This is a genomic window from Candidatus Hydrogenedentota bacterium, from assembly GCA_016791475.1.
In the GTDB taxonomy this organism is placed as follows: domain Bacteria; phylum Hydrogenedentota; class Hydrogenedentia; order Hydrogenedentales; family JAEUWI01; genus JAEUWI01.
On record JAEUWI010000221.1, the window covers coordinates 1 to 722 of the forward strand.

Annotated in this window: 1 protein-coding gene; it reads right to left on the reverse strand. The window is 60.2% G+C overall.

The genetic code is table 11. From position 1 onward, the window contains the following. Positions 1-65 precede the first annotated feature (65 nt). Positions 66-635, reverse strand: a complete 570-nt coding sequence (locus JNK74_28830) for a hypothetical protein (protein MBL7650187.1) — start codon at positions 633-635, stop codon at positions 66-68. Between the last annotated feature and the right edge of the window lie 87 nt (positions 636-722).

Below are 722 nucleotides of genomic sequence, written 5' to 3' on the forward strand. Positions count from 1 at the left end.
GAGGTGAATCCAGACAAGGGCCGGCTTCTGGCCGGCAAGGCGCATGGCCTTCAGGGCTTCGAGGCTCATAGCACCCCCGCCATCCAGTCAGGCTTAGGCGCCGCCGCTGTCGGAATGTCGGCAGGCTTGATCCAGTCGGCATTGAACCCCTGCCAGCCTTTCGCGCAGCAGATCGTCAAGGCGTCTTGCAGCGTCACGCCGGCCTTATCCGCCTCGCGCCGAGCTGCCGCAATCGCGGTCTCCGTCACCGGGGCGCGCTTGGCCTTTCGCAGTGACAGGTAATCCGCCCACACGGACTCATGAACATCGTCGGGTTTGGCAAAAGACGCGCTGCTGCGCGTAATGGTTTTCTTCTCCTTCTCCTTCTCCTTCTCCTTCTCCTTCTCCGTGGGTGAATGGTCGTCGATCGTTCGGCGAATATTCGGCGAATCTTCGGTGCCTATACGCTGTTCATTCGCCGAATAAGCCGCACTCGTCCGCCGAATTTTCCGCCCTACGCTGCCGTCAGGCCGCGGGTATTTTCCCGTCTTTGTGTCGGGTTTTTGATGCTTATCCCAGCCCGTTACGTACCAGTAGCGCGATCCATCGACCTCGTACTCTGCAAGCAATCCATTCGCCGTAAGCTCGTCGATCATTCGGCGAATGTCCGCCGAGCTGATGGCGTCGGCAGGGAACACTTCCATCTTCAGTCGAGCGCACGACGCAGGGTGGACGCCGTAGTC